Origin of the sequence: Shewanella sp. 10N.261.52.F9, assembly GCF_041471165.1 — a bacterium.
Taxonomy (GTDB): domain Bacteria; phylum Pseudomonadota; class Gammaproteobacteria; order Enterobacterales; family Shewanellaceae; genus Shewanella; species Shewanella marinintestina.
This window is the reverse complement of sequence record NZ_JBFRNX010000026.1, coordinates 1-22,585: the sequence shown is the minus strand read 5'-3', so window position 1 is coordinate 22,585 and position 22,585 is coordinate 1. Positions and strand designations below refer to the sequence as shown.

21 protein-coding genes and 2 tRNA genes are annotated in these 22,585 nt (G+C 42.8%); 4 read left to right on the top strand and 19 right to left on the bottom strand.

Going from position 1 to position 22,585, the window contains the following annotated elements; all coding sequences use genetic code 11:
• Window positions 1-22 precede the first annotated feature (22 nt).
• From AB4298_RS17265 to AB4298_RS17225, 9 genes are all read right to left on the bottom strand, one after another.
• Entirely contained in the window at window positions 23-934 is a 912-nt protein-coding gene (locus AB4298_RS17265) for a precorrin-2 dehydrogenase/sirohydrochlorin ferrochelatase family protein (RefSeq protein ID WP_371987659.1), read from the bottom strand.
• Between the two features lie 35 nt (window positions 935-969).
• Window positions 970-1,329, bottom strand: coding sequence for a rhodanese-like domain-containing protein (locus tag AB4298_RS17260; protein WP_248999280.1), 360 nt, complete (start codon window positions 1,327-1,329; stop codon window positions 970-972).
• A complete protein-coding gene (locus AB4298_RS17255; protein WP_248999281.1) occupies window positions 1,329-1,646 on the bottom strand; it encodes a putative signal transducing protein in 318 nt (105 codons plus the stop codon). Before AB4298_RS17255 ends, AB4298_RS17260 begins: the two co-directional genes overlap by 1 nt.
• A 329-nt stretch (window positions 1,647-1,975) precedes the next feature.
• Window positions 1,976-2,923 carry a protein translocase subunit SecF gene (secF, locus tag AB4298_RS17250; RefSeq protein ID WP_248999282.1) on the bottom strand — a complete coding sequence of 316 codons (948 nt, stop codon included), beginning with the start codon at window positions 2,921-2,923 and terminating at the stop codon, window positions 1,976-1,978.
• A gap of 13 nt (window positions 2,924-2,936) precedes the next feature.
• Window positions 2,937-4,787: a protein translocase subunit SecD gene (gene secD / locus AB4298_RS17245; RefSeq protein ID WP_248999283.1), complete on the bottom strand. Its 1,851-nt coding sequence runs from the start codon at window positions 4,785-4,787 to the stop codon at window positions 2,937-2,939.
• A gap of 17 nt (window positions 4,788-4,804) precedes the next feature.
• Entirely contained in the window at window positions 4,805-5,137 is a 333-nt protein-coding gene (yajC, locus tag AB4298_RS17240; RefSeq protein WP_012154722.1) for a preprotein translocase subunit YajC, read from the bottom strand.
• A gap of 30 nt (window positions 5,138-5,167) precedes the next feature.
• On the bottom strand, window positions 5,168-6,301 hold the full coding sequence (gene tgt, locus AB4298_RS17235; RefSeq protein WP_012154721.1) for a tRNA guanosine(34) transglycosylase Tgt: 1,134 nt from the start codon (window positions 6,299-6,301) through the stop codon (window positions 5,168-5,170).
• Window positions 6,302-6,485: 184 nt separating this feature from the next.
• Complete coding sequence (gene queA / locus AB4298_RS17230; RefSeq protein ID WP_248999284.1) at window positions 6,486-7,523, bottom strand: tRNA preQ1(34) S-adenosylmethionine ribosyltransferase-isomerase QueA; 1,038 nt, start codon at window positions 7,521-7,523, stop codon at window positions 6,486-6,488.
• A 137-nt stretch (window positions 7,524-7,660) separates the two neighbouring features.
• Window positions 7,661-7,834 carry a hypothetical protein gene (locus AB4298_RS17225; protein WP_248999285.1) on the bottom strand — a complete coding sequence of 58 codons (174 nt, stop codon included), beginning with the start codon at window positions 7,832-7,834 and terminating at the stop codon, window positions 7,661-7,663.
• Window positions 7,835-7,999: 165 nt separating this feature from the next.
• On the opposite strand from AB4298_RS17225, the gene AB4298_RS17220 reads away from it, so the two are divergent.
• Together AB4298_RS17220 and AB4298_RS17215 are read left to right on the top strand one after the other, a co-directional pair.
• Window positions 8,000-8,593: an acyl carrier protein phosphodiesterase gene (locus tag AB4298_RS17220; RefSeq protein WP_248999286.1), complete on the top strand. Its 594-nt coding sequence runs from the start codon at window positions 8,000-8,002 to the stop codon at window positions 8,591-8,593.
• A gap of 124 nt (window positions 8,594-8,717) precedes the next feature.
• Window positions 8,718-9,371 carry an RluA family pseudouridine synthase gene (locus AB4298_RS17215; RefSeq protein WP_248999287.1) on the top strand — a complete coding sequence of 218 codons (654 nt, stop codon included), beginning with the start codon at window positions 8,718-8,720 and terminating at the stop codon, window positions 9,369-9,371.
• A gap of 59 nt (window positions 9,372-9,430) precedes the next feature.
• Here the strand turns inward: AB4298_RS17215 and AB4298_RS17210 are convergent, their stop codons facing one another.
• The gene (locus AB4298_RS17210; protein ID WP_346347785.1) at window positions 9,431-9,769 is read right to left on the bottom strand and encodes a hypothetical protein; all 339 of its coding nucleotides are present in this window, start codon (window positions 9,767-9,769) and stop codon (window positions 9,431-9,433) included.
• 354 nt (window positions 9,770-10,123) lie between these two features.
• On the opposite strand from AB4298_RS17210, the gene AB4298_RS17205 reads away from it, so the two are divergent.
• Window positions 10,124-11,494: a Gfo/Idh/MocA family oxidoreductase gene (locus tag AB4298_RS17205; RefSeq protein ID WP_371987656.1), complete on the top strand. Its 1,371-nt coding sequence runs from the start codon at window positions 10,124-10,126 to the stop codon at window positions 11,492-11,494.
• A gap of 102 nt (window positions 11,495-11,596) precedes the next feature.
• On the opposite strand, the gene sstT is transcribed toward AB4298_RS17205, so the two are convergent.
• From sstT to AB4298_RS17170, 7 genes are all read right to left on the bottom strand, one after another.
• Window positions 11,597-12,820: a serine/threonine transporter SstT gene (sstT, locus tag AB4298_RS17200; protein ID WP_371987654.1), complete on the bottom strand. Its 1,224-nt coding sequence runs from the start codon at window positions 12,818-12,820 to the stop codon at window positions 11,597-11,599.
• Between the two features lie 183 nt (window positions 12,821-13,003).
• The gene (locus AB4298_RS17195; RefSeq protein WP_248999291.1) at window positions 13,004-13,927 is read right to left on the bottom strand and encodes a chemotaxis protein CheV; all 924 of its coding nucleotides are present in this window, start codon (window positions 13,925-13,927) and stop codon (window positions 13,004-13,006) included.
• Window positions 13,928-13,993: 66 nt separating this feature from the next.
• Window positions 13,994-15,535 carry a phospholipase D family protein gene (locus AB4298_RS17190; protein ID WP_371987653.1) on the bottom strand — a complete coding sequence of 514 codons (1,542 nt, stop codon included), beginning with the start codon at window positions 15,533-15,535 and terminating at the stop codon, window positions 13,994-13,996.
• Between the two features lie 26 nt (window positions 15,536-15,561).
• Entirely contained in the window at window positions 15,562-16,032 is a 471-nt protein-coding gene (locus AB4298_RS17185; protein WP_371987651.1) for a dual specificity protein phosphatase family protein, read from the bottom strand.
• Window positions 16,033-16,258: 226 nt separating this feature from the next.
• Window positions 16,259-17,578: a DEAD/DEAH box helicase gene (locus AB4298_RS17180; RefSeq protein WP_371987649.1), complete on the bottom strand. Its 1,320-nt coding sequence runs from the start codon at window positions 17,576-17,578 to the stop codon at window positions 16,259-16,261.
• A 144-nt stretch (window positions 17,579-17,722) separates the two neighbouring features.
• The gene (locus tag AB4298_RS17175) at window positions 17,723-18,286 is read right to left on the bottom strand and encodes a methylated-DNA--[protein]-cysteine S-methyltransferase (RefSeq protein ID WP_371987648.1); all 564 of its coding nucleotides are present in this window, start codon (window positions 18,284-18,286) and stop codon (window positions 17,723-17,725) included.
• Window positions 18,283-19,797, bottom strand: coding sequence for an Ada metal-binding domain-containing protein (locus AB4298_RS17170; protein ID WP_371987646.1), 1,515 nt, complete (start codon window positions 19,795-19,797; stop codon window positions 18,283-18,285). The genes AB4298_RS17175 and AB4298_RS17170 overlap by 4 nt, the downstream gene beginning before the upstream one ends.
• Before the next feature lie 211 nt (window positions 19,798-20,008).
• On the opposite strand from AB4298_RS17170, the gene AB4298_RS17165 reads away from it, so the two are divergent.
• Window positions 20,009-21,838 (top strand): ABC transporter ATP-binding protein, encoded by a 1,830-nt coding sequence (locus AB4298_RS17165; protein ID WP_371987645.1) that lies wholly within the window; start codon window positions 20,009-20,011, stop codon window positions 21,836-21,838.
• Between the two features lie 512 nt (window positions 21,839-22,350).
• Here the strand turns inward: AB4298_RS17165 and AB4298_RS17160 are convergent.
• Together AB4298_RS17160 and AB4298_RS17155 are read right to left on the bottom strand one after the other, a co-directional pair.
• Window positions 22,351-22,426, bottom strand: a tRNA-Ala gene (locus AB4298_RS17160).
• Window positions 22,427-22,473: 47 nt separating this feature from the next.
• Window positions 22,474-22,549, bottom strand: a tRNA-Glu gene (locus AB4298_RS17155).
• Between the last annotated feature and the right edge of the window lie 36 nt (window positions 22,550-22,585).

Sequence of the window (22,585 nt, the reverse complement as noted above, 5' to 3'; positions counted from 1 at the left end):
TAAATCGACTGAATAGACAGGATTAAAAGCTTCCTGCCTGCAGATGTCTTGCTGCGGGAAATAGTTTAACTAAATGAGTGATCTCAGCGGTGTCACCATACACTAAGCATGACTCTCCTTTTGCCAGTAACTCGGCAATTGTTGATTCATCATAGTGGTCACTATAGCTTGCATCACGCCTTAAGATCTCATTAAGCCCAAACGGCACTGACAATCGAGAAAAGGTGACTTCTATTTTTTGTAGATATGGCATAGCACCTATTGGCAGTAATTCAGGTGCAGTACCCGAATCAATCAATAAAAGCTCGCCCTGCTGTGCTTGCATAGCAAAACTGGCTTCATAATGGCTTTGTGTATCGGCATCAAAGCGGGAATCATTACGAGTAAAGAACTGTTCCCAAAATACGCGTCTTTGCTTAAACACAGGCAACCGGTGCTGCACCTCTTCACGGCGTTCAGCAATAAAATCAAATAACGGGCTTAACGACTGCGGTAACCAAGATTCTAAACGAGCACGTAGTTCTCTAGCATAAACTGGCGCAGCGCCTGCTGTACTGATAGCAATTTGCAAACGACCACGGTCGACTATGGAAGGAGTAATAAAACGGCAGAACTTGGGGTTATCAACCACGTTAGCCCAAATACCTTGCTCTTTTGCGAAAACAGCTAGCTGCTCATTTAGCGCGGTATCGGCGGTGCAAAGGTATAATAGATCTGCTCCGTTAATATCAGCTTCAGTCACAGCGCGCAGTTCAAGCGAGATCCGACCTTGCTCTGCATAATTGAGAGCGTCCTGACAAGCTTCAATTGCAATCACGTTAATCTGTGCTTGAGTGCGGCTAAGTAAATCCAATTTACGGCTGGCAACATCACCCGCGCCAATAACGAGAACCTTCAGTGATTGAGTATCTACAAACAACGGAAAATATTGCATTTACAATGGCACCTTAACGACAAATTACGACTTATTTAGTCGTGTTCTATCGGCAATTGTCGCTCAAGCCAAGCTTTATAACCACCCGCTAAAGAGACCACTTTGGTATAACCCATAACTTGAAGATTATTTGCAGCTAAAGCTGAACGGTACCCTCCGCCACAATACAAAACTAGCGGTGTATCTTTTTCTGGAAATAAGGTCTCAATATCTCGTTCGATAATACCGCGGCCCAGATGATGTGCTTTAGGTAAGTGTCCTTTTTGCCACTCAGAGTCCTCACGTACGTCCAGCAATGTCCAACCATTCATTGATTGGTATTGCTCAACATTAACTTCGGTCACTAAAGGTAAAATACTTTCAACTAATGCTAAAAATGCGGGATTATGTTTCATTAACTATATTTCTCACTACGTTCGGCACTGCAATTCCAGCAGAGCTCGAAACTTGATTCATTCACTTCATGGCAATTAACACACTTCCATTGTGGGCACTGCGCATTCAGTGAAGCCATTTGTGTTTTAGCCTGTTCGAACTGGCTATCAGCGACCCAAAGTTCAACGTTTTGAATGCCTGTTGGCAACTCACCAACGCCACCCAATAGAGCTTCGCCTTTAATCTCTACTTGTATGCCACTCGATTCGAGCATACCTTTCCAGGTATGAGCTTCTAGGAGGTTTCCTGCTGCGACTAGCCGTGTTTGCTCTTCCATGTTATTTCCTACTGCTATTGCTCTATCTGGCAAATTAAAAGGTTAAAACCTAAATCAACATCACTTAGCTTTTATTGAAGCTTTCAATAAATAAGGCAAATAGTGATGTAACTTGGGATCACATGCTACTGCTAAATTGTTAAGTCTGTCGAGCGGTGTTTTTTCGAACAACACAAAATATCTGTCGAAAGCCTTCTATATGGTGATTTTAGCTGATACCTCAGCGTATAGGAATGAGTATCACTAGCTTCGGAATTATTCATTTATGCTATTAATACCGGCATAAAAAAAGCCACCTTAAAGGTGGCTTTTTATTAATACCATATTGGTTATGGCATTAGTGCATCTTGATCTGCGCCTTCTTTTTCAACTTCTACTGGCATCATGTGTTCACGATTGATCCCTAGTTTGATTGCTAAGAAACTAGCAACGTAGATTGAAGAGAAAGTACCGACAAAAATACCCATTAACAATGCTGTTGCAAAGCCATGGATCATAGTGCCGCCTTTAAGGAACAGCGCAACAACCACAACCAAAGTTGTACCGGTAGTGATAATGGTACGGCTCATGGTTTGGGTAATTGAGATATTCACGACTTCTTCCGGCAAGCTCTTACGCAACTTAAGGAAGTTTTCACGAATACGGTCAAATACAACTATGGTGTCGTTAAGCGAGTAACCTACTACGGTCAATAGGCCTGCTAGCACCGTTAGGTCAAACTCAAGTTGTAATACTGAGAATACACCTAAGGTAACGATGATATCGTGTGCTAGCGCTGCCACAGAACCTAATGCTAGGCGCCATTCAAAACGGAATGACACGTAAATTAGAATACAAATTAACGCCACTAAAACCGCTAGACCGCCTTGCTCAGCAAGTTCTTTGCCGACTTGTGGTCCAACAAACTCAACACGCTTTTGAATTACCGCAGAATCAAGTTGTGTCACAGCAGCCATTACGTCATTAACTTGGTCTTCACTCTTAAAGTCATCTTTAACAGGAAGACGAATAAGCACGTCACGGCTAGAACCAAAGTTCTGTACAACTGCACCACCTACCGCTTCGGTCACCAGACCGCTGCGAATAGCAGTTAAATCCGCAGGCTTAGAGAATTCAAGCTCAACAACCGTACCGCCAGTAAAGTCTAGCCCCCAGTTAATCCCTTTAGTCGCTAAACTAGCAATTGAGCCCAATACCAACACAGCAGAAAAAATACTGATAGGAAGTGCATGGCGTAGGAAGTTGACTGTGCCTTTAACATTTAAAACTTGTAACATTATCAACGTCCCCTTAAATAGACAGTTTCTTCACGCGCTTACCACCCCAAATCGCATTCACGATTGAGCGTGTGCCAACAATGGCTGTAAACATAGAAGTGGCGATACCAATCATTAGCGTCACCGCGAAACCTTTAACCGCACCAGTACCGACTGCAAATAAGATTAGTGCTGTCATAAAGGTAGTAATGTTCGCATCAGCAATGGTTGAGAACGCATTACCGTAACCTTCATGAATCGCTTGCTGTACACTGCGGCCATTACGTAATTCTTCACGAATACGTTCGTAAATAAGTACGTTGCCATCAACCGCCATACCGACAGTTAACACCATGCCGGCAATACCCGGTAAGGTTAATACTGCACCAGGGATCATTGACATCACGCCAACAACCATCACCAAGTTAGCCGTTAGTGCTAAATTAGCAATAAGGCCGAAACCACGGTAGTAAACCAACATAAAGATAAGCACTACTGCCATACCCCAGATCATGGCTTGCATACCGTTTTCGATATTTTCCTGACCAAGGCTTGGACCAATAGTACGTTCTTCAACAATATAAACTGGCGCAATTAGCGCACCTGCACGTAGTAACAATGCTAGGTTTTGTGCTTCAGCATGCTCTAAGCCAGTAATAACAAAGTTACGGCCTAAACGTGCTTGAATAGTAGCAACCGAGATAACTTCCTCAATCTTCTTCATCTTTACGCTACCATCAGCATTCTTTTCACCGGTATCTTTGTACTCGATAAATAGCGTTGCCATTGGATTACCAATGTTGTCTTTGGTTACGTTAGAGAAAATTGAACCGCCTTTCGCATCAAGATTAATGGCTACTTGTGGACGACTGTATTCATCAAAACTTGGTTGTGCGCCTTGGATATGATCACCGGTCAACATAACCGTTTTTTTCAATACCACTGGACCGCCATCACGACGTTCGTAAAGCTCAGAACCCGCTGGAACTCGACCGCTCATTGCAGCTTGAACATCAGCTTTTTGGTCAACCATGTGGAATTCAATCGATGCTGTCGCACTTAAAATCTCTTTTGCACGCGCAGTATCTTGAACACCTGGTAGCTCAACGATAATACGTTCAGCACCTTGACGCTGTACAACTGGCTCAGCCACACCTAACTCGTTTACACGGTTACGTAATGTCGTGATATTTTGTTGTAGCGCCTCTTCTTTAACTTGTTTTAAGTAAGCTTCGCTTGGATTTGCAACAAGAACATAGTCTTCGCCAACGCTGTTGTCTTGGAAGACCATGTCATTGCTGCGTGACTTTAGAAAGTTTTCTGCTTTAGCTAAAGTCTCAGCATCACGGAATTTAATCTGGATGCCTTTGGCGCTATTACGAATACCCGCGTAGCGAATTTTCTCAGCTCGTAAATCCGTTCTGAAGTCAGCAACTTTGGCTTCGGTCATCTTACGAATCGCTTCACCCATGTCCACTTCCATTAAGAAGTGAACACCACCGCGTAAGTCCAAACCTAGCTTCATCGGCGAACCGCCCATGGCTTCAAGCCATGCAGGAGTTGCTGGAGCTAAGTTAAGTGCTACGGTATATTTGTCGCCTAACGCTTCAGCAATGGCTTCTTTAGCAACAAGTTGCGCTTCACCATTGTTGACACGTACTAACAACTGACCATTTTCAAGCTCAGCACGCTTAACTGCGATACCTTTGCTCTTTAATACATCATTTACTGTCGACATTGTCGACGCTGAGACCTCTGCTCCTCGGGTGGCAACCACTTGAACTGCGTGGTCTTCACCGAAAAGGTTTGGTATCGCATAGAATGCACCGACGGCGATAATAATTATCACCATCAGGTTTTTCCACATCGGGTATTTATTCAACACGCCTTTGCCCTCTTGGCTTAAAGTGACTTAATAGAGCCTTTTGGCAATACGGCCGCAATATAATCCTTCTTAATCGTGATTTCGCTAGTCTCGTTGATAGTCAACAATACATAGTCGTTTTCATCACTGATTTTTGCGATCTTACCTAGAATACCGCCGCTTGTTAGCACTTCATCACCTTTGCTCAAAGAGCTCATTAGGTTCTTGTGCTCTTTAACGCGCTTTGATTGTGGACGGAAAATCATGAAGTAAAAAATTAGGCCGAAAATGACCAACATGAAAATCAATTCCATCGTACCACCAGCGCCACCAACAGGTGCATCAGCTGCATATGCGTTTGAAATAAACATAGTATTCTCTTCTTATTGTCTGAGTAAAAATTAATCGGATAATTCAGGAACTTCAGGTACTTCTCGACCTTGGCTGGTATAGAATTCCGTAACAAAGGCGTCTAATGTACCTGTCTCGATAGCGCCACGCAAACCTTCCATCAATCTTTGGTAATAGCGAAGGTTATGAATGGTGTTTAATCGAGCACCCAAAATTTCGTTACAACGATCCAAGTGGTAAAGGTATGCCCGTGAGTAGTTCTTACAGGTATAACAATCACACTTATCATCGAGTGGTGAAGTGTCATCACGATGACGTGCATTACGGATCTTAATAACCCCTTCACTGGTAAACAGATGACCATTTCGAGCATTTCGCGTTGGCATAACACAATCGAACATATCTACACCGCGGCGAACACCTTCAACTAAATCTTCTGGCTTACCGACCCCCATCAAATAGCGAGGCTTATCAGCTGGAATTTTTGGACAAACATGCTCAAGAATGCGATGCATGTCTTCCTTAGGCTCGCCAACTGCTAAACCACCAACAGCGTATCCATCAAAACCAATGTCAACTAAGCCATTTAGGCTTTCATCACGTAGGTCTTCATAAACACCGCCTTGAATAATACCGAATAAGGAATTCGGGTTTTCAAGTCTGTCAAACTCATCACGTGAACGTTGTGCCCAACGCAGAGACATCTGCATCGATTTACGCGCTTCGTCCTCAGTTGCTGGATATGGCGTACACTCATCAAAAATCATTACCACATCACTGCCCAATGAATCTTGAATTTGCATCGACTTTTCTGGATCCAAGAAAATCTTTTCACCGTTAATTGGTGAGCGGAAATGTACGCCTTCTTCAGTGATCTTACGAATATCACCCAAGCTAAATACTTGGAATCCGCCTGAGTCAGTCAAAATAGGACGTTGCCAGTTCATAAAGTCATGCAAGTCGCCATGCTTACGCATGATCTCTTCACCTGGACGTAACCATAGGTGGAAAGTGTTACCTAGCAGAATGTCTGCACCGGTTTCACGCACTTCTTCAGGCGTCATACCTTTAACGGTACCGTATGTACCTACAGGCATAAACGCTGGCGTTTCAACTGTGCCACGTTCAAAAATCAAACGACCACGACGCGCGCGGCCTTGAGTTGTATCTAATTCGAATTTCATTTTTCACCTCGCCAGATAAACAGTCTGACCTGAGTTAACTCAAGTTTTTGAGTCAAAGATTATGACAAACATAAGGGCAAACAATTCAGTATCAACCCTAAATGCCAAAATATGCATTAAATCTGCGGATAAAAAAATACCCACTTCATATTATGAACTGGGTATTTTAAAGCAATTTGGATAATTAGTTCGCTTTTTTGGTCACAAACATGGCGTCACCATAGCTAAAGAAGCGGTATTTTTGAGCGATCGCGTGCTGATAGGCGTTTTTTACCTCATCGAAGCCTGCAAACGCACTTAGTAACATAATCAAAGTAGATTCTGGCAGGTGGAAGTTTGTCACCATGGCATCGACAACTTGGAACTGATAGCCTGGATAAATAAAGATATCGGTATCACCGCTAAATGGCTGTAACTCACCAACTGATGCTTTAGCTGCACTCTCTAATGAACGCACCGATGTAGTGCCCACTGCAACGACACGATTACCTGCAGCTTTAGTTGCCGCGATTAACTCAACAACATCTTTTGGCACTTCTGCCCACTCAGAATGCATTTTATGATCAAGAATATTATCAACGCGCACCGGCTGAAATGTACCTGCACCAACGTGCAAAGTCACAAAAGCAGTGTTCACGCCCTTGTCTTTTAATTTAGCCAGCATGGCATCGTCAAAATGTAGACCAGCTGTAGGTGCAGCAACTGCGCCAGGGTTTTGGTTGTAAACCGTCTGATAGCGCTCTTTATCCGTATCTTCATCAGGTCTATCAATATATGGCGGCAGCGGCATATGACCCACTTCTTCGAGTACTTCCAAGATAGTCTTGTCACTTTGCAGTTCAAGCTCGAATAATGCGTCGTGTCTCGCGACCATCACCATCTCATAGCCACCATCAAGACAGACAATCGAATCGACTTTTGGCGATTTAGAACAACGAACGTGGGCCAGAACTCGTTTATCGTCAAGCATGCGCTCAACTAAGATCTCTAACTTACCACCTGACTGCTTAGTACCAAACATACGTGCAGGAATAACCCGAGTATTATTAAACACCATTAAATCACCAGGATTCACATGTTCTAGAATATCGGTAAACTGCAGATCGGCAAGCTCGCCACTGTTACCATTGAGTGATAACAGTCGTGAAGCAGTACGCTCAGCGGTTGGGTAACGAGCAATTAGCTCATCAGGGAGTTCAAACGAAAAATCTGCAACGCGCATGGAAAGTCTCTACTGTGTCTAAATCGGCCGCTAGTCTATGACTAGCGTAAAAGAAGATCAACAATCTAACCTTAAAAAAGCCAATTCTTTAACTGATAATAACGACTATTCGCGCAAACTAACTAAGCCTATTGGCTTTAGTTAAGCGACTTAAACTTAGTTGATGCTTGCTTAACAGGTTCGCTATCAGCTTTAATAGAAAAATCTTCCATTCGATAACTATGCTGTTGATAAGGGATGTCAATATCGACTTTTTTACGTCTAACTTGACCATTCTTGACTAACTTTTTGGTTAACCAGTTCCACATCATCCTTGATCCTCAAACCGTGTTGTTGATGGGTATTGCTTATTTATTGATGCACATCCTTAAGGAAACAAGGCTACTACCGCTTTATTTGGTCAGTTCACCAGAAAGAATTTCCTTCGCATCGCGCAGCATGATACCGTGATGTATGCGTATTACCAAGTATAAAATATGAACTTTCTTGCACACCTGCATTTAGCAGACAACAGCCAGACCTCATTGGCGGCCAATATTGCTGGAGATTTTGCAAAAGGCAGTATTGAGCACTTCCCTAAACACCTACAGCAAGGGATTTGGTTACATCGTCAAATAGATCAACTTACCGATAGCCACGAATTAACCAAAGAACTACTTGCGTTATTTCCTAAGTCATTGACCCGTGCTGCACCTATTATCATTGATTTAAGCTTTGACCATATGCTTGCCAAGTATTGGGATGAGTATCATCACCAAAGCCTTGAAGAGTTTGCTAGCAAAGCTTACGACGCTATTGATGACTGCGATAATCTACCCGAGCAGCTAGTCAATATCGCGCCAAAAATCCGCCAAGAGAACTGGCTTGTTGCTTACCAAACACGCGCAGGGCTTAACCAAACACTGACCTCAGTTGCAAAACGCGTGTCAAAGCCCGAGATTTTTAATGGCGCTCAAGAGTGCGTAAAAAAGTTGGATACTGAAATCGAAATTGCCTTTCGTACTTTTTATCCGCAGCTAATGGCGTATAGCCGCTTATGGACTCGCAACACACCACCTGAGTACTTATAGTGTTTTGCGCAGCCTGTTTAGACGAATCCTTAGCTTAAACAGGCGCTGCACTAACTAAAACAGTCATTAATTACATGTCTAAAGACTAAGTATTTGCTAGAATTGCCCAGCAATAGGAGAACTCATGCAAATTTTTAGCTATCAGCCCCCCAGCATTCCTTGGTTAGATATCCGCTATATCGACCGAGATATTATTGTTATCAACAAGCCATCGGGCTTGCTTTCTAATCCAGGGATTGCCGAATATACCCACGATTGCGCACTCACCCGCCTTCAACAGCGCTATAAAGACGCCATTTTAGTGCATCGCTTAGACTGTGCCACTTCAGGCATCATGGTATTTGCTCGCAATAAAAAGGCCGAGTCTAGTCTAAAAACGCAATTTCAAAATAGGCAAACAGCAAAGACCTATATCGCAGAGGTTCAAGGACTGTTATCAGAACAAACAGGAGTGATAGATCTTGCTATTGCAGCTGATAAAGTCAATCCGCCAAAACAGATGATTACTGAGACTGGGAAATCAGCGATAACGCATTATCAAGTCTTGCAGCAAAATGACGGCAATAGTTTAGTAGAGTTAAAACCTGTAACTGGCAGAACGCACCAATTACGTGTGCATATGTTAGCGCTTGGTCACGCTATTTTAGGGGATGATTTCTACGGTGACGAGTCCGTAATTAACGCAGCTGAACGTTTACGCTTACATGCACAAAGCTTATGTTTCACTCATCCATACTCGGGTAAAACAATGGACTTCAACAGCAAGCATCCATTTTAAAATAGATGTACGCTTAATGACTAAAAAAGGGGCTAAAGCCCCTTTTTATTACTTAATACTTAAGCAGCAGCTTCATCGACCTTAGCGGTGTAATAACAGTGAGTTGAATTACAAAATTTCAATTCATTACTAGGTGTTAGCATGAAGAATTCACCAAAGATGTTGCCGCCCTTATCTTCCAGCTTAATACCGTCACTTGTGGTTTCAAAGGTCATTTCATCGAGACTATGACAACCATCAAGATACCAAGTCTCCAAATAATATTTACCATCTTGTTTATAAACAGTTAAATTGTCACCTAATAATGGTCGTTCATCAATCCAACGTCCTACCACTTCTCTATCTGTTTGCTCGTCTTCGCGCCACGATAAGCGCCTGCGCTTTTCTACTACTGACATTTCCATCTCCTTGAGCTTTGTTGCTTTCTCAATTTGAATAACTTCATCTGTCTTACTACGCACAAGAGTCATTTGTTCATTTCCCTATTAAAAACATTTGTAAATTATTTGTCAGTTAAATCATGTGTAAACGAGCAAACATCACGAAAACACCGCTAACTTTTAAAATAAAGTGTATCGCAATAACAATTTAAAAACGCGATATAAATCACTTTCTATGCATTACTTTAGCCAATCCGCATTAAAAGACAAGCTAATAACAACTCATACCTGTTTTTGGCCTTTTTTCCATCAAAACCTGTTATAACCCTAGGCTCTTGTTAAACAATTGATAAAAATGCTACAGGAATCGCAATGAAGTACAATCGACGACATTTCTTAAAAACAGCAGGTGTCACTGCCGCTGGACTCATTACCTCACAACTCCCTTTATCAACAGCTCACGCCGTTTCATCCAAGCCCACTGAAGCCCAATCAGTCATGGGGTTAATCGCACCTAAAATGGCAACTGTTAGAGTCGGATTCATCGGTGTTGGGCAACGAGGTTCGGGTCATGTAAAACATTTTTGTCACCTAGAGGGAATCGAGATCAAAGCGATTTGTGATACCGATGAAAGTGTATTAGATAAGTCGATTGAGTTTGTGCAAGCTCAAGGGCTACCGAGACCTGGTCGATACACTGACAATGAACATGCCTATAAGGAGCTGCTGAGCCGAGATGATATTGATATTGTGATTATTTCTACACCTTGGGAATGGCATGCTCCCATGGCTATAGATACCATGGAAAGTGGTAAACATGCCTTTGTCGAAGTTCCTTTAGCTCTTACCGTTGAAGAATGCTGGCAAATAATCGATACCGCTGAGCGAACCCGTAAGAACTGCATGATGATGGAAAACGTCAACTACGGCCGCGATGAGTTAATGGTACTGAATATGGTACGTCAGGGAGTATTTGGCGAACTACTGCATGGCGAAGCGGCTTACATTCATGAACTTCGTTGGCAGATGAAGGAAATTGACCGTAAAACCGGCTCATGGCGCACCGGCTGGCATGCAAAGCGTAATGGCAACTTATACCCGACCCACGGCCTAGGGCCAGTATCGCAATATATGAATATCAACCGCGGCGATCGATTTGATTACCTCACCTCTATGAGCTCGCCTGCCCTTGGCCGTGCTTTATATGCCGAGCGTGAATTCCCTAGCGAGCATCAACGCAATCAACTTAACTATATCAACGGCGATATGAACACTTCGCTAATTAAAACCGTTAACGGCCGTAGCATCATGGTCCAACATGACACCACCACCCCTCGCCCATACAGTCGACACAACCTAATCCAAGGCACTAATGGTGTGTTTGCCGGATTCCCAAATAGAATTGCAATTGAACAAGGAGGATCGGGTAACTTCCATAAATGGGATATGGACATGGAAAACTGGTATGCCAAATACGACCACCCATTATGGTTACAAATGGGCAAAGAGGCCGAACGTAATGGTGGCCATGGTGGCATGGACTTCTTAATGTTGTGGCGTATGGTGTATTGCTTACGTAACGGCGAGCCACTCGATCAAGACGTTTATGATGGCGCAGCTTGGTCAGTGGTCAATATCCTCAGTGAAGAATCCGTTAACAACCGCAGTAACTCGGTCAACTTCCCAGACTTTACCCGCGGCGCATGGAAGACGGGCAAACCGCTAGGTATTGTGGGCTTATAAGCACCACACACTTGTTTTTGGCTGTTAATTGCAGCAATAGCAAATAAAAAAGCCCACTCAAAAATGAGTGGGCTTTTCAGTATTTAACGAGTCAATTTAAAACTAGGTGTTTTCTTTGCGCTCTGCCGCTTCACACGCCGCTGCAGTGAAGATTACATCAGTAGAGCTGTTCAAACCTGTTTCAGCTGAATCTTGAATAACACCAATAATAAAGCCAACAGCAACAACCTGCATCGCTACATCATTTGAAATACCGAACAAGCTACAAGCTAGTGGGATTAATAGTAATGAACCACCTGCAACACCTGATGCACCACAAGCAGAAACACCTGCTACAACACTGAGCAAAATAGCAGTAAGAATATCCACTTGAATTCCCATAGTGTTAGCTGCCGCTAGCGTTAGGATGGTAATCGTGATTGCCGCGCCGCCCATGTTAATGGTTGCACCGAGTGGAATAGACACCGAATAAGTATCTTCGTGAAGCTTTAGCTTTTCACATAATGCCATGTTTACTGGAATATTAGCCGCACTTGAACGAGTGAAAAACGCTGTAACACCGCTTTCACGAATACAAGTAAATACCAATGGGTATGGATTTCGACGTATTTTAAAGTACACAATCGCAGGGTTAATAATTAACGCCATAATTGCCATTGCGCCAAGTAGTACTAACAACAGATGCATGTAACCTGCAATAGCGGCAAAACCTGTAGTTGCGAATGTTGCAGCCACTAGACCGAAAATACCAATTGGCGCTAAGCGGATAATAAAGCGTACCATTTGTGATACACCGTGGCTCACATCGGCAAAAACTTGTTTGGTTGAATCAGTGGCGTGATGCAAAGCAAGACCAAGACCAACACCCCACGCAAGAATACCAATGTAATTACCAGTCATTAATGCATTAACTGGGTTATCAACAAGTTGGAATAAAAGAGTATGAATAACCTCACCAATCCCTTCTGGTGGTGAAGCCTGAGCAGCATCAAGTGATAATGCTAATGTCGTTGGAAAAGCAAAACTCATCAATACGGCGGTTACTGCAGCCGAAAATGTACCGAATAGATACAATATAACAATCGGACGCATATTGGTTTTAGCATTTTTCTTTTGGTTAGCAATAGATGCCGCAACCAAGATAAAAACTAAGATAGGTGCAATTGCTTTTAAAGCGCCAACAAATAGTGAGCCTAAAAACGCTACGTTTTCAGCGCCTGTTTTAGATACCGTAGCTAACGTAACACCCGCGATAATACCAATAAGAATTTGTAACACTAAACTGCCGTCTGCCAACCGGGCAAACAAAGATGGTTTTTGATTCATTACTTAACCTGTCGTTTTTATATTATGTAGAATCTCTATTAAACGAGCTAATACCTCTGCCCGCATGAATTAGAGTTAATCTCCCTTCTATACAGTTTGTATCGGATGCGGCAACGCTTGTCTACCTTTGCTAGGTAATTAGGCTCGGTTATTACTCATGATTAACATAATACTAATAAGGTCCTAAAGATTAGCGTTTGCTGTGGCTTTTTCAGCGCCCCGTAACATGGCATCAATTAGCTCATGAGCACAAAACTTAGTTAACGCTTCATTAGCGCCCACTTGGTGCGCTTGGCTAACACTGATCTCACTTGATAGAGAGGTATGTAAAATAATATAAGCTGACGCGATGGCGGGGTTATTCTTAACTTCAAATGCCAGCTCATAACCATCGAGTCCCGGCATTTCAATATCACTGACTAAAATATCTATACGTTGATTATTTTTCTCAGCCAACTCCATTATCGACAGCGCTTCTTTACCATCCGCGGTGACTTGATATGGAATATTAATACTATCTAATGCATCACTTAATTGCTTACGTGCGACTTTTGAATCGTCTACTAGCAAGATATTCATCGGTTTTAAATGTTCGCGCTGCACATCGGTTAAGATCGCTCGCGTTGTTTCAGGGCTAGCTGGAAATACGTTAGAAAGTAATAACTCAACATCTAGAAGCTGTACCAGCTTGCCATCAACTTTCGTCACACCAGTAAGAAACGCATTTTTACCAAGCGTACTTGGTGGTTTTTCAATATCTCGCCAATTACATTCAATGATTTTATCAATCGAACGCACTAGGAAACCAATCACCATTCTTTGGCAGTCAGTAATAATAATGTAACTATCTTGCAGCTCTTCTTGACTAATAGGCCGATAACCAATCGCTGCTGCCATATCAACAATTGGAATGGTTGCACCGCGTATTGTCGCTGCACCTAAAATAGTAGGATGTGAATGCGGGATGGCGCTTAATGGACTAAAAGGAACTAACTCCCTTATTTTTAATGTGCCAAGAGCAAATAACTGAGTCAATGATAATTGAAATAGCAACAAGCCCTGAGATTGGCTTGCTTTGCTTTTGTTATTACTGGTTATTGAGTTCATTTAACTACAGCCATTTTAGTTACACTTGTTTAGGCAAACTCTAACTCAAGCATATAGTCCACACAATTAAAGCTGAGACTCAATCGGTAATAATGCGATACAGTCCACGAGAAACTTTCGCCAAAGCCCTGCATCCGGTTCGCTGTAAATTTTGCGCTGATTAAAATCATCAAACCAAATAATCTCATCATCCTCGATCTCAAGTCGATAGCTGTTTTTAACAAGATTAGCTTCAACCCCTTCAACGACAGCTGTTGCTAATTGCTGATTATCAACAATTAGCCCCATCTCAGTATTTAACCATGCTGAACGGGGGTCAAAATTAAAAGAACCTACAAACACTGATTCTCTATCAATAATAAATGTTTTGGCGTGTAAGCTACTTTTAGAGCTACCACTCCAGCTGCTAGTTTTTTTGACATCTGGGTTAGCTTTTACCTCAAAAATCTTCACTCCAGCCGCTAACAAAGCTTGTCGATACCCTCTATAACCAGCGTGTACAGCCAATACATCTGTAGCGGCTAAGCTATTTGTTAATATAGTGACATTGACTCCAGAGTTGACAGTTTCAATAATACTCTGAGTACCGCTACGCGTTGGCACAAAATACGGCGAGACAAGCAGTACCTCATGTTTTGCCGTTTGTAAAAACTCACCCAAGTCGGCCAAAATGCTATCCGAATCCAACTGATGATTTTGCTTATCTGGTTGGTCATAAACAAGTTTTGCAGGCCCCCAAAACCATGACAATGACTGGCTCTTCATTTTAGCCATAAGGTCACTATTGAGTAATCGCGTAACATAGGGGTTATCGTTAAAGGCTTGTTGCTGCGACTCAACGATTGCAAGCTCTTGTTCCACCTCTTCATTAGTGACAATAATAGAACTGAGCGCTTCAATCTCAACGGTTAACGGCGCATTCCAATATAAGTCAAATTGATCGGACACCTCATCAACAGCGGTACCTATCGCCATCAAATCAAAATCACCAAACTCAACGTCAGTATTATTCGAGAAATATTCATTGCCGATATTACGCCCACCAACCACTGTAATCGTGTTGTCTATCGTTAATGATTTATTGTGCATTCTGTGGTTTAAGCGAGAAAAGCCAACTACAAATGCAAGATTGCGATAGCTACGCTCAAATGACGGGTTATATAACCGAACTTGAATATTTTCATGCTTTGCGAGCATCGATAATGCCTTATCAGCATTTTTGATTGCCATATCATCAAGCAATATACGCACTCGGACGCCGCGTTCTGCGGCCTTGATAAGATGCCAGGTGAGCAGCCTGCCGCTATCATCGGCACGATAAATATAATATTGCAGGTCAATACTCGCCGTTGCAGAGCTGACTAATGCTAAACGTGCGATAAATGCATCTACACCATCACTTAGGGCAATAACTCCGGTTTCCCTAGGGTGAGCCAACACATCCGGCTGTACAAATTCGACTAATGGCCATGTATTTTGTGGCTGAAGCTTAGATGAGGGTTGTTTATCAGGAAAAACAGCAGAAGCTTGGCAGCCGGTTAATATCCAAACTGCCCAAAGTAATATCAATCTAAATGATGTTAACGTCTGCAATCCATTTGCATTCATTTTATTATTCTAATTACGAACCTTAGTTAATCTTGTAACGCATAAAGCACATCAAATGCAAATTGATCCCAACCTTCAGAGCTAAATGCAATGTCACGAACGGCTCTGACCTGACTAACGGCGTGCAATGGTGCTGCGCCATTATCCATTAAATAGTACGCCATAATCAGTCCCGTTCTATCTTTGCCTGAACGACAATGGATTAATACCGTCTTATCTTGTGCTTCACATTGTCTGATAAAAGCCAGCGCTTTGGGAACTTGTTCGGTACAAAGTGTTAAATCTTCTTCTTTAGGCGGGATGTTGTTAGAAAACGGCACACATAGATAATCTAGACCTAAATCAGCTATTTCTTGAACGTTACACTCTTCACCATGATTGACCGATAAAATTGCATCAATGCCAGACGCCTTTATTTGTGCAAGATCCCAAGGGTCTTTATTTGGGCCACTGCGTCCTGCAATTTGCCCCTCAACTAACCAAAATAGGTGCTGCATAGTGTTTCCTAGATAAAAAATGTGTTGTAACAGACAATAAATCGACAAGAGCATACCTAATGCCGAAATGCTGCGCTATCGCTTTGTCTCTCTAGATGACTATCTGTGGTTAAAAACTGGTGCTACGCCGCAAAAATGCCGTTACAGATGTTAAAAAGGGCTCAATATGAGCCCTTTAATATTGCGCGACATGCTGAAAAGTGCAGCGCGATGTAAACTTTTCGATTTAAGACTTCTTAGCCCAAACCTCAGCATTGACCTTTTTACGGTGCTTTTTACCTGTACCAGCAGGTTTTGCCATTGGCTTTAAATCGCGAGATGGGCAGTCTTCTGGCGCTTCAAGGTCGGCTTCAAAACCAGGGATTTGCTCACGCTCTAAACGCAGCTTATTTTTCTTCTCAATCAACTTAAAGTGTTGATATTCATCATGAGAAATTAAGCTCATCGCGATACCAGCTTCACCTGCACGACCACTTCGGCCGATACGGTGCATGTAATCAGCAGGACTTCTCGGTAATTCGAAGTTAATTACGATTGGCAGCTTTTCAATATCAATACCGCGTGCCGCGATATCAGTTGCAATCAGTACACTGATCTCGCCAGACTTAAAGCCATCGAGTACACGGTTACGAGCGCCCTGACCTTTATCACTGTGAAATACTTCAGCAGTTATACCGGCATTTTCCAACTTCTGTGCAAGACGGTTACAGCTATATTTTGCACTGGCAAAGATAAGCACTTGTTGCCACTGATTGTCTTTAATCAGCTGCGCTAATAAAGCCGTTTTACGATTACGATTAACGGTGATAACACGCTGAACCAAAGTGCTTTCTTCGCTACTTTGTAATTGTACTTCGACAGGGTTATTCAATAGCGAATCGGTAAGCTCACGCACTTCTTCAGGGAAAGTCGCTGAGAACAACAAGGTTTGCTTAGCTTTAGGTAGTTTAGCTAAAAGTTCGTTCAGCTCTTCAGTAAAACCGAGGCTCAACATACGATCAGCTTCGTCCAACACTAATGTGGTGGTTTTATCCAGTTTAAGAGCGTTACTTGAAATAAGATCGATTAATCGACCAGGTGTAGCAACCACGATGTCTGCGCCACCACGTAGGCTTTGCATTTGCACGTTAGTCGACACGCCGCCATAAACTGCAAGAGTTTTTAGGTTAGGTTTAATCAACTGCGAATAGCGCATAAAGCTATCGCTAACTTGCTGTGCTAGCTCACGAGTAGGCACTAACACTAAACAAGAAACAAAGTTGCTTCCCGCTTTACTAGGTGATGTTTTAGCAAGCTTTTGAATAATAGGTAGAGCAAAAGCAGCGGTTTTACCCGAACCCGTTTTAGCGCCGCCGAGCACATCTTTCCCGCCTAAAACAGCAGGAATAATGTGTGATTGAATTGGAGTAGGCTTTGTATAACTCAGCAGTTTAAGCGTTTCAAGCAACTCAGGGATTAGCCCTAGTTGGGTAAAGTCACTGTGAGCTGGTGCGCTCGCTACAGTTTGCGTTGCTACTTGGTCGGTTGAAGATACTGGCTGAGTCATAATTTACGGGTAAACGCCTAATCAAAAATAAGGCGCTTATTCTACGCTAATATCACTTTAAAAGCTTATCTTTCTTAGTGCGCTGCTTGCTGGCGGTTATTGGACCGTAAAAGCCTTGTTTGCAGGGAAAATAAACTAGTTTAGCTAAACTGATAAGCCCTCAAGGCTGAGCAGTTTTTGTTTTAAATCTAGCCCGTAGGCATAACCGGTTAAGGTTCCATTTTTACCTATTACTCTATGGCAGGGCACAATAATCGCGATAGGATTAGCGCCGTTTGCAGTCCCCACCGCCCTTACTGCTTTTGGACGATTCACTTTATTGGCAATATCTGCATAACTACAACTTTGACCATAATCAATCTCAGTTAACGCTTGCCACACTTGTTGCTGAAACTCGGTACCTTTCGGCGCTAGCGCCACATCAAAGTGACTTCGCGTACCACCAAAGTATTCAATCAGCTCTTGTTTTGCCTGTAATAGATGCGCACTTGCTCTTTGTTCTAATTCCGACTCACTCACTGAGTCAATAGCGCTGTGGACACGCTTATTCTCAAGCAATTGGTTATCGACTTCTCTAGACAGCCATTCACTATTAATTTGAGGAATAAAATTCAAATGAGTGATCCCGTCTTCATTCGCACATAAGGAAATCGTGCCAAAATCAGATTCAAAATTAAGTTTAACCAAGGGTAGTGAGCGTTTATTCATGACAAATTCCACAGCTGAAAAGTTAAGTAGCTCCCCCACGGAGCACTTAGTTGAGCAAGTTGTTGGCTAATAGACTCGTAATCAAGAGTAGGACTATCTGCACCCTGCGAATATAAGCCTAATACACGCTTTTTAACCACGAGATCACCGCACAATAAAACATTGGGATCACTGAGGCCGCGCATTTTGGCATAAGCGACAGTCCATGGACCAATACCTTTGATAGATAGCCATAAGTCTGGCTCTGCTTCTGGATGTTCATCAAGGAACTGCCCTAGCCCATTTAATGCTTTCTTTCTCACTCCAGGCATTTTCAATTCAGTCAATTCTGCATTCGCTATCGCTTTTGCTGTAGGGAACAACTTAACTCGCTTATCACCAATAACACGCTCTTCGCCATAAGCGAGCACTAACTGATTTAACAGTTTAGAAGCTTGTACAATACTCACTTGCTGGCCTAACACTGCTCGGCAACCTGCCTCAAATGCCGACCAAACTCCAGGTAACCTAAGCCCTTCAGTCATCTGCTCTGCTAACGGCTCGATTGTTTTTAGCACATCATCAATTCGGCCAATATTTGCATCAAGATCCAGCACTCTACGGATAGCGTTAATAATGGCACCTAATTGTACAAGGCCCGATTCATTCTCAAGTACAATTTCGACGTTAAACAGATTGGCACTGGCATCGAGCTTTGCTGTAAAGTAACCACTCACCTCATTAAGCGTAAAACTGCGCCCATAGCTGAATTCATCACCTAACCACTCCATATTGTCTACGGCGCGCACTCGATAGAAATCTTGCTGTTGCTGCCAAGAAAGTGGCGGCCGGAAACTCATTTGTAATTTCAAAGCCACGCGTCCAATGTTGTTTTTTTCCTTGCTCGATAGAGCTTGCTTACTCGATTTATTTAAATTATTTTTCGTTAATGCACTTTTTCTTAATTCACTAGGCGTGAGCTTTAGTGACTTTTGAAAAGCTTCATTAAAGCGGCGAATGCTGCTAAAGCCTGCAGCAAATGCCACTTGAGTGATAGATAACTGACTTTGATGCAATAACTGTTTAGCCAGCATAAGTTGCCGATATTGGTTGTAACCTTTAACTGAAATACCCATTTTTTCGTTAAATAACTTACGCAAATAGCGACTGCTGATCCCAAGCCGATCAGCCATCGACTCGACACTCACACCTTCAGTACCTGACAAGGTCCCACCATCTATCAGCGCTTTAGCTCTATCTAAAGTAGTTTGTGTGCCTTGCCATGCATAAGACTTGGGAGCAGAATCCGGTCGGCAACGTAAACAAGGGCGAAGCCCTGCATTTGCCGCGAGTATCGCATTATCAAAATAGCGGACGTTTTGCTCTTTTGGGCTAACTGCGGGGCAGATTGGTCGACAGTAAATTTTAGTTGTTAGCACGCCGATAAAAAACTGACCGTCAAATCGAGGATCTCGAGCAAGTCTTGCTTTACGGCAGGCGTCTTTATCAAGCTGGCACTCATGCTCTAACATTTACAGTCCTACAATTGAATTGATATCACTTATCTTACGTAACAAGCCTCGGTATCACTAGCGGAAAACGGAACTCAATAGCACTGATATTTCATAGTGACCGTTAATCACAATAAATATTTACTATTTATATCCCCCAATCAATGCGTTATTCCTATATGCTGTGCTTTCATTAGAATTTTCTAACACGCAGATATTATTGAGTAGAAACATGTTCAAACGATTTGAATCTTGGGTTGAGCCGCTCCCAAGCGAAGAGCCACAACAGCCTCCTAAAGGGATCTATGCGTTTTGCCGCCATTACACTCGAGGCTTTGAAGTCCCGCTGGTAATTATGTCAATTCTCACCGCAATGCTGGCAATTCTTGAAGTATCACTTTTTGGTTTTATGGGCGATTTGGTTGATCTATTAGTTAAGCATGATCCTGATACCTTGTTCGAGCAAGAAGGCATACGTTTACTTGGCATGACTCTGCTGGTTCTTGTGGTGATCCCACTACTGACCTTGTTGCATGCGCTAATTGTTTATCAAGGCTTATTGGGCAATTACCCCATGTCTATTCGATGGCTAGCTCACCGCTATCTGTTAAAGCAGAGTGTTTCATTTTACCAAAATGACTTTGCTGGACGTGTCGCCACTAAGGTAATGCAAACCTCACTAGCAGTTAGGGAAACCGTTACCAAGTTATTAGATGTGTTGGTTTATATCCTAGTTTATTTCACCTCTATGGTGGTGATGATAGCCAAAGCCGATTTACGCCTTATGGTACCTATGCTGATCTGGTTAGCAGTATATGTTGCTTTGCAAATGCGCTTTTTACCTCAGTTAAAAAAGGTATCGACTGAACAAGCAGATGCTCGCTCTACCATGACAGGGCGTATCGTCGACAGTTACACCAATATTGCAACGGTAAAACTGTTTTCACATACCCAAAAAGAAGCGGAATATGCCAAAGGCAGTATGCGCACCTTTTTAGAAACGGTTTACAGGCAAATGCGCTTGGTCACTTGGATAAATGTCAGTGTACAAGTCATTAACTACATATTGGCATTTTCTATTGCGGCGGTATCAATTTGGCTATGGCAAGGTGATGCGATTACTGTAGGTGCAATTGCGATTGCAATCAGTCTTGCCCTACGACTTAACGGTATGTCTCAATGGATCATGTGGGAGGTAAGCTCACTATTTGAAAATATAGGTACAGTGGCAGATGGCATGAATACCCTATCGAAGCCAACTGACATCAATGATGTTGATAACGCGCCAGCGCTGAACGTCACTAAAGGCAGTATCGATTTTGATAACGTGAGCTTTCACTATGGTGAGAATACCGGCGTAATCGATAATTTAAACCTTAACATCAAAGCCGGTGAAAAAGTCGGTTTAGTTGGCCGTTCTGGTGCCGGCAAGTCTACTCTAGTTAATCTATTAATGCGTTTTCATGATGTTGAGTCAGGCAATATTGCTATCGATAAGCAAAATATTACTCAAGTGACGCAAGACTCTCTACGTGCTCATATCGGAATGGTGACCCAAGATACTTCACTGCTACACCGCTCAATCCGAGAAAATATTCTTTATGGTAATCCTGAAGCAAGCGAAGAAGAGCTAGACGCAGCGATAAGAAACTCACAGGCTTATGAGTTTATTCAGACCTTGAGTGATCCCGAAGGGAATACAGGGCTCGATGCTCAGGTCGGTGAGCGCGGGGTTAAACTCTCGGGCGGCCAACGTCAGCGTATCGCAATAGCACGCGTGTTATTGAAAAATGCACCTATTTTGCTACTTGATGAAGCTACATCTGCGCTCGATTCAGAAGTTGAAGCCGCGATTCAAGAGAGTTTGTATCAGCTAATGCAAGGCAAAACCGTTATTGCCATCGCACATCGATTATCTACCATTGCAGCAATGGACAGATTGGTTGTTATAGATGAAGGCAAAATCGTTGAGCAAGGTACGCACCAGGAGCTAATTAGCTCTGGCGGGATTTACGCGCAGCTGTGGGCCCACCAAACTGGCGGGTTCCTCGGCGTAGATTAGCATTGATTCGATATTGCTTAGCCTCGAACTATAGCAACGTGTCTTCAAGTAATGCCGTTAGATAAAAGCCATCATAATGATGGCTTTTTAGATCAGCACGTTAATACTCCCCCTGCTCATAACGCTACAGATCTACTTTAGACTTTTAAGCTGATCCCTTAGATACAGCAGTTGCTATTAATATGACTCAATTTCTTTTCGATAATCCTAGCCGAATAGCATATTCGGCCTAAGAATCAAAGGTTCACAACCTACGCAAACGTTGAAAGTGAGCTAACATTTGCAGCAGCCTTCCCTTTCTCTATGCCCAGTCATAACTTAAAGACATAGCGAAATGCATGCCCCGAGAGTATCTAAAGTAAAGGTTGTCATAGCGATTGATTAAAATGGCAGGAATAACAAAGGAAGGTTTATAAAAATCTTGATACAAGATACAAGTAAATGAGCCAAATTTTAAATATAAAAAAACCACCCTAAGGTGGTTTTTTTACTTACTGCCTGAAACAGTAAAATGGTGGAGCCTAGCGGGATCGAACCGCTGACCTCAACACTGCCAGTGTTGCGCTCTCCCAGCTGAGCTAAGGCCCCATTTCTGGTGTAAATTCATGTTATTACTAACAAAAATTTTAAATAAGTGGTATCCCCAAGGGGATTCGAACCCCTGTTACCGCCGTGAAAGGGCGGTGTCCTAGGCCTCTAGACGATGGGGACCCGGACTGCATTAGACTCTGCAAAGAGTGAATACTC